This window comes from Aquabacterium sp. (assembly GCF_029946005.1).
In the GTDB taxonomy this organism is placed as follows: Bacteria; Pseudomonadota; Gammaproteobacteria; order Burkholderiales; family Burkholderiaceae_C; genus Aquabacterium.
Genome location: NZ_JAQSDR010000008.1, coordinates 125,645 through 138,157, shown reverse-complemented (window position 1 = coordinate 138,157; position 12,513 = coordinate 125,645). Strand labels below are relative to the sequence as shown.

Annotated in this window: 14 protein-coding genes; 5 read left to right on the top strand and 9 right to left on the bottom strand. The window is 61.8% G+C overall.

Going from position 1 to position 12,513, the window contains the following annotated elements:
• Positions 1-22: 22 nt before the first annotated feature.
• The 8 genes from fabF to PSV38_RS05600 all read right to left on the bottom strand — a co-directional run bounded on the left by fabF (position 23) and on the right by PSV38_RS05600 (position 6,717).
• Entirely contained in the window at positions 23-1,267 is a 1,245-nt protein-coding gene (fabF, locus tag PSV38_RS05635; protein WP_300545784.1) for a beta-ketoacyl-ACP synthase II, read from the bottom strand.
• A 76-nt stretch (positions 1,268-1,343) separates the two neighbouring features.
• Positions 1,344-1,583, bottom strand: coding sequence for an acyl carrier protein (gene acpP, locus PSV38_RS05630; RefSeq protein ID WP_230181537.1), 240 nt, complete (start codon positions 1,581-1,583; stop codon positions 1,344-1,346).
• 99 nt (positions 1,584-1,682) lie between these two features.
• Complete coding sequence (fabG, locus tag PSV38_RS05625; protein ID WP_300545781.1) at positions 1,683-2,429, bottom strand: 3-oxoacyl-ACP reductase FabG; 747 nt, start codon at positions 2,427-2,429, stop codon at positions 1,683-1,685.
• A complete protein-coding gene (gene fabD, locus PSV38_RS05620; protein ID WP_300545778.1) occupies positions 2,426-3,364 on the bottom strand; it encodes an ACP S-malonyltransferase in 939 nt (312 codons plus the stop codon). The genes fabG and fabD overlap by 4 nt, the downstream gene beginning before the upstream one ends.
• 27 nt (positions 3,365-3,391) lie before the next feature.
• A complete protein-coding gene (locus tag PSV38_RS05615; RefSeq protein ID WP_300545775.1) occupies positions 3,392-4,372 on the bottom strand; it encodes a beta-ketoacyl-ACP synthase III in 981 nt (326 codons plus the stop codon).
• 63 nt (positions 4,373-4,435) lie between these two features.
• Entirely contained in the window at positions 4,436-5,605 is a 1,170-nt protein-coding gene (gene plsX, locus PSV38_RS05610; RefSeq protein ID WP_300545773.1) for a phosphate acyltransferase PlsX, read from the bottom strand.
• A 142-nt stretch (positions 5,606-5,747) separates the two neighbouring features.
• Positions 5,748-5,930 (bottom strand): 50S ribosomal protein L32, encoded by a 183-nt coding sequence (rpmF, locus tag PSV38_RS05605; RefSeq protein WP_230181541.1) that lies wholly within the window; start codon positions 5,928-5,930, stop codon positions 5,748-5,750.
• Positions 5,931-6,123: 193 nt separating this feature from the next.
• A complete protein-coding gene (locus tag PSV38_RS05600) occupies positions 6,124-6,717 on the bottom strand; it encodes a YceD family protein (protein ID WP_300545769.1) in 594 nt (197 codons plus the stop codon).
• Between the two features lie 32 nt (positions 6,718-6,749).
• On the opposite strand from PSV38_RS05600, the gene PSV38_RS05595 reads away from it, so the two are divergent.
• Genes PSV38_RS05595 through PSV38_RS05575 form a run of 5 tightly spaced genes read left to right on the top strand, consistent with a single transcriptional unit; the run spans position 6,750 to position 11,721 of the window.
• Complete coding sequence (locus PSV38_RS05595) at positions 6,750-7,376, top strand: Maf family nucleotide pyrophosphatase (RefSeq protein WP_300545767.1); 627 nt, start codon at positions 6,750-6,752, stop codon at positions 7,374-7,376.
• Positions 7,373-8,227, top strand: a complete 855-nt coding sequence (locus tag PSV38_RS05590; RefSeq protein WP_300545765.1) for an SAM-dependent methyltransferase — start codon at positions 7,373-7,375, stop codon at positions 8,225-8,227. Before PSV38_RS05595 ends, PSV38_RS05590 begins: the two co-directional genes overlap by 4 nt.
• Positions 8,228-8,282: 55 nt before the next feature.
• Positions 8,283-8,786 (top strand): DUF3429 domain-containing protein, encoded by a 504-nt coding sequence (locus tag PSV38_RS05585; protein ID WP_300545762.1) that lies wholly within the window; start codon positions 8,283-8,285, stop codon positions 8,784-8,786.
• 11 nt (positions 8,787-8,797) lie between these two features.
• The gene (locus tag PSV38_RS05580; RefSeq protein WP_300545760.1) at positions 8,798-10,597 is read left to right on the top strand and encodes a peptidase M61; all 1,800 of its coding nucleotides are present in this window, start codon (positions 8,798-8,800) and stop codon (positions 10,595-10,597) included.
• A gap of 2 nt (positions 10,598-10,599) precedes the next feature.
• Positions 10,600-11,721: a DUF3108 domain-containing protein gene (locus PSV38_RS05575; RefSeq protein WP_300545758.1), complete on the top strand. Its 1,122-nt coding sequence runs from the start codon at positions 10,600-10,602 to the stop codon at positions 11,719-11,721.
• Positions 11,722-11,728: 7 nt separating this feature from the next.
• On the opposite strand, the gene PSV38_RS05570 is transcribed toward PSV38_RS05575, so the two are convergent.
• Positions 11,729-12,499: a DsbC family protein gene (locus PSV38_RS05570; RefSeq protein WP_300545755.1), complete on the bottom strand. Its 771-nt coding sequence runs from the start codon at positions 12,497-12,499 to the stop codon at positions 11,729-11,731.
• Between the last annotated feature and the right edge of the window lie 14 nt (positions 12,500-12,513).

The following is a 12,513-nucleotide window of genomic DNA, read 5'->3' as shown; positions in this document are numbered from 1 at the left end:
CGGGCGCTCAAAACGCTGAATCTCAGATCCGCTTGAACACCAACGAGCCGTTGGTGCCACCAAAGCCAAAATTGTTCTTCAGGGCGGCATCGATTTTCATCTCACGCGCGGTGTTGGCGCAGTAATCCAGGTCGCAATCAGGATCCTGGTTGAAGATGTTGATCGTGGGCGGCGAGATCTGATGGTGAATGGCCAAGACCGTGAACACCGATTCGATGCCCCCAGCGCCGCCCAACAAGTGGCCGGTCATCGATTTGGTCGAGTTGACCACCAGGTTTTTGGCATGATCGCCGAACGCACGCTTGATGGCGTTGGTTTCGTTGGCATCGCCCAACGGGGTTGAGGTGCCATGTGCGTTGAGGTACTGCACCTGGTCAGGGTTGAGGCCGGCGTTGCGCAGCGCGGCCCTCATTGAACGCGTGGGGCCGTCCACATCGGGCGCGGTCATGTGGTATGCGTCGGCGCTCATGCCAAAACCACTGATCTCGGCGTAGATCCTGGCACCACGGGCTTTGGCGTGTTCGTATTCTTCGACGACCATCACGCCGGCGCCCTCACCGAGGACGAAACCATCGCGGTCCTTGTCCCAGGGGCGTGATGCCGTTTGAGGATCATCGTTGCGTGTCGACAGGGCGCGGGCAGCGGCAAAGCCGCCAACGCCCAAAGGCGAGACCGTGGCCTCGGAGCCGCCAGCGACCATGACGTCGGCATCGCCGTATTCGATCATGCGCGCGGCTTGACCGATGCTGTGCAGGCCGGTGGTGCAGGCCGTGACGATGGCCAAGTTGGGGCCCTTGAAACCGCAATGAATGGACACATGCCCCGAGATCATGTTGATGATCGAAGCCGGAACGAAGAATGGGGAGATGCGGCGCGGGCCGCGGTCAGCGTACTCTTGGTGGGTGGCCTCGATCAAAGGCAGGCCACCAATGCCGGAGCCCACGATGCAGCCAATGCGCTCGGCCACTTCAGGGGCAAGAGCATCGCCCATGGGCAGGCCTGAATCCTTGACCGCCTGGATGCTGGCAGCCAGCCCATAGTGGATGAAGGTGTCCATGTGCCGGGCTTCTTTGGCGGGGATGTAATCCTCGATGTTGAAGCCCTTAACCTCACCGGCAAAACGACAGGCGAAGGCCGATGCGTCGAACTTGGTGATGGTGTCAATGCCGGACTTGCCAGCAATCAGATTCGACCAGGACTCATCGACCGTGTTTCCAACGGGGGTGACGAGGCCTAAGCCGGTGACAACGACGCGACGACGGGTCATGCTGGGTGTGGCAAAAAATTGAGGGTTAGAGACAACCAAGGCCCCGAAGGGCCTCAGAGATCAACAAGTTGTTATTTTAGGCCTTGGCGTGGCCCTTGGCATAGTCGATGGCCAGCTGAACGGTGGTGATCTTTTCAGCTTCTTCATCGGGGATTTCGATGCCGAACTCGTCTTCGAGCGCCATCACCAATTCAACGGTGTCCAGCGAATCAGCGCCCAGATCGGCCACGAAGGCTTTTTCAGGGGTGACTTCGGATTCGGCTACACCGAGTTGTTCGGCAATGATCTTCTTGACGCGTGCTTCGATATCGCTCATGACTCCTCCAGGAGTGGGTGCAAATAAATCGGGGATTTTAGCGGCTTAGCGGCACAAACCGCCAAACCCGAAAAACGAATTTGAGAACCCCGTAAAAACTCAATTCATCAACATGCCACCGTTGACGTGTAATTCCGTCCCGGTGATGTAAGCGGCTTGAGGCGACGCCAGAAAAGCAACCGCCTCGGCAATGTCTTCAGGTTGGCCCAGGCGCCCCAAGGGAATCTGGGCCTTCAATGTAGCTTGCTGTTCGTCGGTCAGCGCGCGTGTCATGTCAGTGTCGATGAAACCGGGGGCCACGCAATTGACCGTGATGTTGCGGCTACCCAACTCGCGCGCCAGGGCGCGGGTCATGCCGGCCACACCAGCTTTGGCCGCAGCATAATTGGATTGGCCACCATTGCCCATCGCCCCCACCACCGATGTGATGTTGATGATGCGGCCATGGCGTTGTTTCATCATGGGGCGCATCACGGCGCGGCTCATGCGGAAAACGGCTTTGAGGTTGGTGTCCAGCACGGCGTCCCAATCGTCATCCTTCATGCGCATGGCCAGGGTGTCGCGCGTGATGCCGGCGTTGTTGACCAGCACGTGCAGAGCGCCGTGTTCTTTGAGGATGACATCGATGGTGGCGTCTACCGCAGCGGCATCGGTCACGTTCAGGACCAGGCCTTTGCTGCCCGGAAAAGCGCTCAACGCCTCGCTGATGGACTGCGCGCCGGATTCGGTCGTGGCCGTGCCCAGGACCTTGTAGCCGCGTTGAGCAAGCGTCACCGCGATGGCGCGGCCAATGCCACGGCTGGCGCCGGTGACCAGGGCCACTTGGGGAGTTGATTCGCCGCTCATGCCAGCAAGCCTTTCGCTTCCAGCAAGGATGCCGGGTCAAAAATGGTGGCGCTGATCAGTTCGCCATCAATGCGCTTGACCATGCCGGACAAGACTTTGCCAGGACCACACTCGATCACATGGGTCAAGCCGCGAGCCTTCAGCGCGTGGATGGTTTCCACCCAGCGCACGGGGCCGAACGCCTGGCGATACAGGGCATCGCGCAATTCATCAGCCTGCGTGACCGAGGCCACGTCGATGTTGTTGATGACGGGGATGGAAGGCAGGGAGAAGGTCGTGGCCGCGAGCTTGGCCTTGAGCCGTTCAGCGGCGGGCTTCATCAAGCTGGAGTGGAAAGGGGCGGACACCGACAACAGCAATGCGCGCTTGGCGCCTGCCGCTTTGAGCACCACGCAGGCCTGGTCCACCGCAGCTTTGGTGCCGGCGATCACGGTTTGCTTGGGGTCATTGAAGTTCACAGCTTCGACCGCTTCACCGCTGGCTTTGGCAGCTTCAAGGCACCCCGCCCTGACGGTTTCAGCATCCAGGCCAAGGATGGCGGCCATGCTGCCCACGCCCACGGGCACGGCCTCCTGCATGGCCTGGGCACGGAAACGCACCAGGGGCAAGGCTTCGGCCAGGGTCAGGGCGCCTGCGGCCACCAGGGCCGTGTATTCGCCCAATGAGTGCCCGGCCACGGCAGCTGGCTTCAAGCCGGTCTCGGCCAGCCAAGCGCGCCAGCAGGCCACGCCCGCAGCCAGCATCACCGGCTGGGTGTTGGTGGTCAGGTCCAGGACCTCTTTCGGGCCTTCGGCGATCAGCCGACCCACGTCTTCACCCAGGGCCTCGGAAGCCTCGGCCAGGGCGTCGCGCACGGCGGCGTGCCCTGCCCAGCCATTGAGCATGCCCACGGACTGCGAGCCTTGCCCGGGAAACACGAATGCAAATGCGGTCATCTTGTTTGTGTCCTCAGTACCCATCAATCAGTAATCCACCAACACGGCGCCCCAGGTGAAGCCACCACCCACGCCTTCCAGCAGCAGGGTCTGGCCTCGCTGGATGCGGCCATCGCGCACAGCCTGGTCCAGCGCCAGGGGCACGGACGCGGCCGAGGTGTTGCCATGCTCATCAAGCGTGACGATCATCCTATCTTCTGGAACCTGCAGCTTGCGCGCCGTGCTTTGCATGATGCGCAAATTGGCTTGGTGCGGCACCAGCCAGTCGATGCAGGAGGCATCCCGACCAGCGGCTTGCAGCACTTCGTTGGCCACTTGCTCCAGCACGGTCACCGCGAGCTTGAAAACACCAGGGCCGTCCATTTTGACCGTGGGATCGCCCAGAATCGCCCCACCAGAAACCGTGCCAGGGGCGCACAGCATGCCAGCCTGCTGACCGTCAGCGTGGAGGCGTGACGCGACGATGCCGGCTTGCTCGGACCCCTCCAGCACCACCGCACCGGCGCCATCGCCGAACAGCACACAGGTAGTGCGGTCGCTGAAATCAAGCAAGCGGGAAAACACCTCAGCCCCGATGACGAGCGCGCGGCGCGCTGAACCTGTTCGGATCATGGCGTCGGCCACGGTCAAGGCGTAAATGAAGCCGGAGCACACAGCCTGCACGTCAAACGCCGCGCATCCCCGGATGCCCAGCTTTTGCTGAATCAGGCAAGCGGTGGACGGGAACACCATGTCGGGCGTTGACGTGGCGCAGATGATCAGGTCGATGTCTTTGGCCTCAATGCCTGCGGCTTGCAAGGCCTTTTGCGCCGCCAGCACACCCAGGTCGCTGGAGCCGACGTGCGGCTCGGCAAAGTGGCGCGCGCGGATGCCCGTGCGAGACACGATCCATTCATCGGAGGTTTCGATGCCCTGACAGGCCAGCTGATCGGCCAAATCCTGGTTGGTGAGTCGTCGTGGCGGCAGGTGAGCGCCAGTACCGGCTATGCGTGAGTGCTTGATGGGCATTTCAGGGGGGCAACGCGGTGCTGGTTAAAACACCCCGATGCCCTTTGGGCACGGCCCGAAGGATCAGGCCGCGCGGTCAACCGCACCTGCAGATCCAACAGCCGCCGACGTGCCTTCTGGATTGGCTGAACCGGCTGCATCTGCAACCGGCAAACCATCGAGCGATGCCGCGATGCGGTCATGTACACGCTCCAAAAGGCTGTGACGAGCCGCATCATAGGCCCTGTTGATGGCCAACTCGAAAGCAAAGGCATCGGCAGAACCATGGCTTTTGAACACCAGGCCGCGCAAGCCCAGCAAAGCCGCGCCGTTGTAACGGCGGTGATCGGCCCGCTTTTTGAATTGGTTGAGCACCGGCATGGCAATCAAGGCCACCAGCTTGGTCAACAGATTGCGCGAAAATTCTTGCTTGATGAAATTAGCCAACATGGACGCCAGCCCTTCGGCCGATTTGAGCGCCACATTGCCCACAAAGCCATCACACACGACGATGTCGGTGGTGCCTTTGAAAATGTCATTGCCCTCGACATTGCCCTGAAAGTTGATCAGGCCCTTGTCGCCAGCATCGCGCAGCAATTCGCCAGCGCGCTTGATGACTTCACTGCCCTTGATGACTTCTTCGCCGATGTTGAGGAGGCCCACGGTGGGCGATTCCTTGCCATCCACGGCCGACACGAGCGCGCTGCCCATGACCGCGAATTGCAGCAGATGCTCGGCAGAGCAATCGACGTTGGCCCCCAGGTCGAGCACCGTGGTTGAGCCATCCAGCTGATTGGGCAAGCCAAAGGCAATGGCCGGACGGTCGATGCCTTCAACTGTTTTGAGCACGTAGCGCGCCACGGCCATCAAAGCCCCGGTGTTGCCCGCAGACACGCAGGCGTGCGCATTGGCGGGCGCATCGGCCGAAGCCTTGACCTGCGACACAGCCACACGCAAAGATGAATCTTTTTTGCGCCGCAAGGCCACTTCCACCGGATCGTCCATGGCGACGACCTCACTGGCTGGAACCAGGGTGACACGCTCCCAATCCTTGGCGGGCGCCAGGGCTTCGGGCAACCCCACCAACACCAGCTCGGCCTCCGGGTGCTTGGCCAGGAAGGCCTTGCACGCGGGCAACGTGACCGACGGGCCATGATCACCACCCATGCAATCAACTGAGATGCGAACGCGGCCTTGGCGATCCGGAATGGCGGCACGGCTGGGGGCCAAGGTGGAAAGGGTCGAAACAGTCATCGGGTGGGTCTTGGGTGGGGGTATTGCTCAGCGAGCCCAAAACAACAATGGGCCGGAGGGCTGACCAGTGTCAGCCTATCCAGCCCTTTGCTTCTTGACGAATTTTGAAAGAACCCGGCACAGGGCCAGGCTCGATCAAGAATTAAGCGTCAGCCTTGGTCTTGAGCACCTTGCGACCACGGTAAAAACCGGTGGGGCTGATGTGGTGACGCAGGTGAATTTCGCCGGTGGTGCTTTCGACGGCGGTGCCCGGGGTGTTCAGCGCGTTGTGCGAACGGTGCATTCCGCGCTTGGAGGGGGACTTTTTGTTTTGCTGAACGGCCATGGATGACTCCAGAAACCGAGCCTCACGGCTCGTTGGATGCAAGCTCTCACCGACTTTTACAGCGCGAAATACCAATGACTTGATACCCGTCGCGCCAGTCGTTTTTAGCCTGCGAAGTTGACAAATTGTATAAATCCCGGGGCCTTTCCCGGAAAACCATAGATTCTAGCACGAGTGAGCCAGACAATTCAAATCAGGAACTGCCCTTTTTCAGGGAAGCCAAGACTGCGAAAGGATGGGGCTTGTCGGTCGCTGATTCTTCGTCCGCCAATTCATCCACTGGCGTGCCGTCGGGCGCCACCAGGCCGGATTGCATCAGAGACTGCACATCCGTGGGACATTCGTCGTGCCGGGGAACGATGGGCTGAGCCATGATCAATTCATCCTCGATCAAGGCCAGCAGGTCGAATTGGCGACTGATCGCGAGCACGTCGTCGTCAGAATCCGCGTCCAACTCGGCGGCCGTGGCCTCGTCCGCCACAAAACGAACGGTGTGGTCCACGGTGACGGGGATGAACACCGGCTGAAGGCAACGCTGGCACTCCCAGGGGAGGTTGCCCTCGGCGTGCAAATCCAGCCACAGCTGGGGGCCACCCGTGCGCTGGGGCTCCAGTCGGCCTTCAGCCCACCAGGTTAAAGGCTCAAGGGGCGTCAAATCGAGGTCTTGTGCCAGACCGGAGGCCAGGCGAGTCAGCGCGACCACGGGCAACTGCCCTTCCAGGCGCGACTCTTCATTGATGAAAGCCCCCAAGTCGAGCTTGTGGGGCAAAAACGTGCGTGCATTCATGCCAGGTAGTGTAGAGGCTGGACAATAGAGGGATGACCACAACCGCTTTCCCCCGCCTGATCCTGGGCTCAACCTCACGATACCGCCAAGAGTTGCTGCAAAGGCTGGGCCTGCCCTTCGATGTGCAGGCGCCCGATGTGGACGAAAGCCCCCTGCTTGGTGAAACCCCGGCCGATCTGGCCATGCGCCTGGCCTTGGCGAAAGCCCACGCGGTCGCGGCATTGAACACCGACGACGTGGTGGTGATCGGCTCCGATCAGGTGGCCGACTTGGCAGGCCGACCCTTGGGCAAGCCTGGCAACCATGAAAGCGCGGTAGCGCAACTGACGGCCATGCGTGGCCAAGCAGTGCTTTTTCACACGGCTGTGGCGGTGGTTCGACCCCGCACGAGTTACTCGCAAACGCTGATGAGCACCACCCGAGTACAAATGGGCCACTACAGTGACGATGACATCGAAACCTACTTGCGGTGCGAGCAGCCCTATGACTGCGCCGGCAGCGCCAAATCCGAAGGATTGGGCATCGTGCTGTTAGAGCGCATCGAGTCGGACGACCCCACTGCCCTGATTGGCCTGCCGCTGATCCCCACTACCCAAATGCTTCGACAAGCGGGGCTGGATCCCCTGGCCTGGCGCGCCATGCATCACCCACAATCATGACCACCAAACCAAAAACCGACACTGTTGCGAGCCCCAAAGGGCGTCTTCTGCTGATCCCCAATACCCTGGACTTTGGCTGCGTGGCGGAGGGGCCCGACGCCGTATTGCCCGACCTGCGCGATGTGCTGCCCATGGGCGCGCTGAACGCGGCGGCACGATTGCAGCATTGGGTGTGCGAGAACGCCAAGACCACACGCGCTTTTTTGAAACGCGTGGATGCCATCGTGCCCTTGGCCGCGCCATTGCAAGCCCTGGACATCCAGGCTTTGCCCCGCCCCAACAAGGGCGGTGAGAAAAGCGCCAACAAGACCCATAAGAAGCCCGATGGCAAGCCCGCGCCTAATCCGGATGCCGAGATCGACGCCTTGCTGGCGCCTGCCTTGGCGGGCCACGACGTCGGCTTGATGTCGGAAGCTGGTTTGCCAGGCGTGGCCGACCCAGGTGCTGCCTTGGTGCTGGCGGCGCATCGCCTGGGCGTGACGGTGGTGCCGATTTCTGGCCCCAGTTCCCTGGTGCTGGCACTGGCCGCCAGTGGCCTGAATGGCCAAAGCTTCGCCTTCGTCGGCTACCTGCCGGTGGACGCTATTCAACGGGGTGACCGCATCCGCGAACTGGACCAGCTGTCCCGCCGCGCACGCCAGACGCAGCTGGTGATCGAAACACCCTACCGAAACACCGCCCTGTGGTCCGCCCTGACCAAGCACCTGCAAGCCGACACCTGGCTGAGCGTGAGCTGTGGTTTGACGCTGGAAAAAGGCTGGAGCCGCACCCAGCGCGTCAGCCATTGGCAAAAGCATGCACTGACGTTGCCGGACGACATCCCCACCGTGTTTGCGTGGCTGTCAGCGTGAACCACCCGCCGGGCACCTCGCTTCTTGCCACAATGCCGAGTACTTGCAGTCATCCATGAATACGCCTCCTTCATCCACGATTCCATCGCCCCACCCCGGCCTGGCAGAACCCAACGAACTGGCCCGCAAACTGGGCCACGCCGGACTGATTCCCTTTGTGGGCGGCGCCCTGTTCGTGTGGCTGTTGGTGGGCCGCATCGAGCCTCAGCCTTTTGCTTTCGTGGTGAGTGCCTTCACCAGCTACGCGGCCTTGGTGGTGTCCTTCCTGGGCGGCCTTCCCTGGGGGTTGAGCATGCTGCGGCAGGGCTATGACCAGCCCGCTTCGCCCGCACAGAAGCTGGGTTTGATCTGGGGCGTGGTCTATTCATTGGCGGCCTGGCTGGCCCTGATGATGCCGCCTCATGCCGGCTTGGCCGCCCTGGGCGGCCTGCTGATCGGCTGCTACTTGGTGGACCGCAAGTGCTATCCGGAACTGGGCGCGGCTGGCTGGCTCAAGCTGCGTTTCAGGCTCACCCTGGTGGCCAGCCTGAGCTGCTTCCTGGCCGCCGCCCAACTTTGAGAGACGCCCCCATGATCGATTACCGCATTGAGGTAGGTAGCGCCCACGCCCATCGTTTCCTGGTCACCTTGCGCATCGCGCAGCCACAGGCCAGGCAGCGCTTGAGCTTGCCGGTGTGGATACCCGGTAGCTACCTGGTGCGCGAGTTCGCCAAGCACCTGTCGCCGCTGTCAGCGCAGCAAGGCCAGCGCGTGCTGGAGGTCCAGCAGTTGGACAAATCCAGCTGGGTGGTTGATTGCACCGGCAAAGGCGCTCTGACGGTCACCTACGAGGTCTACGCTTTTGACAACTCGGTGCGCGCAGCTTTTCTGGATTCGCGCCGGGGGTTTTTCAACGGTACCAGTGTGTTCCTGAAGGCCGATGGGTTCGAGGACCAAGTACAGAGGCTGAAAATCACCGGGCTTCCCAAGGGCTGGGGCGTGGCCACCGGGCTGCCCCCCGTGAAGGTCAATGCACATGGCTTGGGCGACTACCAGGCCCCTGACTATGACAGCCTGGTGGACCACCCTGTCGAGCTGGGCACCTTTTGGCGCGGCACGTTCACGGCCAAGGGTGTGGTTCACGAGTTCGTGGTCTCAGGAGCCACCGCAGACCTGGATGGCCCCCGACTGCTGGCCGACACACAACGCATTTGCGAGGCGCAGATCGCCTTCTGGCATGGCCGCCGCAAAACCGCTTTTGAGCGCTACGTGTTTTTGCTCAACGCGGTCGATGACGGCTATGGCGGCCTGGAGCACCGCAACAGCACGGCCCTGATCTGCGCGCGCCGCGACCTGCCCCGCCATGGTCGGCCCGTCAACACCGAGGCCTACCAGACCTTGCTGGGACTGATCAGTCACGAGTACTTCCACACCTGGAACGTCAAACGGCTCAAGCCTGCCGAGTTCGCGCCTTATGACTTCACGCAAGAGAACTACACCTCATTGCTGTGGTTCTTCGAAGGCTTCACGTCTTACTACGACGATCAGTTCCTGCTGCGCACAGGCCTGATCGACGCCAAGACCTACGTCAGGTTGCTGGCCAAGACCATCAACCAGGTGCAGGCCACGCCAGGCAGGCACCGCTACAGCGTGGCCCAGGCCAGTTTCGACGCCTGGACACGCTACTACCGCCCCGACGAGAACACCGCCAATGCCACGGTGAGCTACTACACCAAGGGATCGCTGGTGGGCCTTTGTCTGGACCTCAGCCTGCGCCAATGCCCCGCTGATGGCAAGAACACGCCATCGCTGGACGGCGTGATGCTGCGCTTGTGGCAGTTGCATCGGCCCATTCAGGAGGCCGACATCGTTCAGGCACTGCAGGACGAAGCACCAGGCGGACCACCGGCCTGGGCCACCACCCACTCCTGGGCCAAGCTCTTGCACACCTGGGTGCACGACACCGACGAGCTGCCCCTGAAATCCCTGCTGAGCACTGCCGGTGTGACCTGGGTCAGCAAGCCTGCCGCCCTGGCTCAGCGACTGGGGGTGCGGCTCAGCGATGCCGGGGGTAACCTGAAGGTTCAGGCGGTGATGCGCCACAGCGTGGCCGAAAGCGCAGGCTTGAGCGCCACCGATGAACTGATTGCCCTGGACGGGTGGCGCCTCCGCAAAAACGATGACCTGGCCTTGTGGCACAACGAGCGGCAACCTCAAGCTCTGCTGATCTGCCGGGACCAGGCCATGCTGACGCTCACTCTGCCTGCGCTGGTGTCGGCCCATTCTGCGACTGGCCCCAAAGGCGCCAGCGGCGAGATCATTGCCCTGGCGCTGACCGAGAATCTGGATGCCAGCACGGCACAACGACGGCACCAATGGCTTAAATACTGAGCATGTTGCAGTCGGGGTCACGTCGCTGGTGGTTGCTGCTCATCATCCTCGGGGTGATGGGCTTGCACGCCTGGCTGACATGGTCGATGGCCTCGTTGTTGACCGACATGCAGCCCAGCGATACCTCCGGCATCAAGCCGATGGAAGCCACGGCCATGAGCGAGCTCAAGCTCAGCGATCCACCTGTGGCCGCGCCCGCGCCCGCCAAGCCACGGGCTTCCCCAAAAGCCTCGCGCAAACGCCAACCCAAGCCCCCGGCTCCGACGGCTTCGGCCCCCGAGCCAGCACCGCCACCGCCGGATGAGGGAGCCAGTGCGTCCGAGACCGCGGAGGCAGCTGTCGCCGTGGCCGAAGCCAGCAGTGCCCCCGAACCAACTGCTTCCGAACCCATGCCCGTGGTGTCATCGGCCAGTGCGCCCAGCACACCCACGGGCCCACCCTTTGTCTGGCCCTTGGCCACCCGAGTCAGTTACAAGGTCCGCGGGTACTTCCGTGGCGACGTGCATGGCAATGCCAAGGTGGAGTGGGTTCGGCAAGGCATGGACTACCAGGTTCGCGTGGACACCACGATCGGGCCCAGCTTTGCACCCATTGGCTCATGGAATCTGATCAGCGCAGGCACCATCACCCCGGAAGGCTTGTCCCCTAAGCGCTTTGAACAAGTCAATCGCTTGCTGATCAAAACATCGCCCCCCCGCACCGTGGTCTTCAATGATCAGGATGTGGTGCTGGATTCAGGCGAGAAACTGCAGCGCATCCCGGGCATGCAAGACGCTGCCAGCCAGTTCATCCAACTGTCCTACCAGTTCATCATGCAGCCCGACCTCCTGCGCCCAGGCAACACCATTTACATCCCACTGGCCTTGCCCAAGCGCCTGGAGATCATTGCCTACGACGTGATCGGCGAAGAAATGCTGGACACGCCCATTGGCAAAGTTCCCACCTTCCACGTCAAGCCCCGCAAGATGTCCACAGAAGGTGGTGTTTTGCCGGTCGAGATCTGGTTCGCGCCTGGACTGCAGTACCTCCCGGTGCGAATCATGGTGCGGGCGAACGACAAATCCTACATGGACCTGCAGATGGAGCGGGCCCCTGAGCAGGCCCCTGAGCTGCTCGGCCAGTGAAACAGCTTCAGGAGGCGCCGCCCACCTTGGCGGTGGCTTTGGTCAGTCGCTGCTCAATGACATTGACCGGCGCGGCAGAAGGCAAGCGGGTGCCATCTTCAAAGAACATGGACGGAGTGCCGTTCACGCGCAGCTTCTGGGCCAGCGCATTGTTGCGCTGCGTGGGCGTGGCGCACATGCCAAACGCCTTGGGCGGCTCGGTGTTAGCCAGCATCCAGTCCCGGTAGGCCTGAGTGCGGTCCTTCATGCACCAGATGTTGTTGGCCTTGACCTTGGAGTCATCACCCAGGATGGCCACCACGAAGGTGTAAACGGTCACGTCTTTGACCTGCTGCAGGTCTTTTTCAAGGCGTTTGCAATAGCCACAGTTCGGATCGGCGAACACCACCATGCGACGCTTGCCGTTGCCGTTCTTCCAGACCACGGCGTCCTTGAGGGGCAGACTGGCGAAATCAATCTGGTTGATCTCGTCCATGCGCTCTTCAGTGAGGTTGCGCTGCGTTTTGGTTTCCACCAGATTGCCCTGGATGATGAACTCGCCCTTGGGGTCGGTGTAGATGATGTTGTTGCCAGAGCGCAGCTCAATCAAGCCCGACATGGGCGTGGTTTGCGCCGAGTCGATGGGGGGGAAGTCGGGCAGATTTTGAGTCAGCCTTTGCTTGAGCTGCGCCAACTGCGCGGGCGACAACTCGCCAGCCCACGCGGATGACGCCAACAGCACCATGCCGACGCCCAAGATGGCCTGCAGCGGGGATTTCAAAACGGAGAGGCGATTCATGACAGGAACCTTAT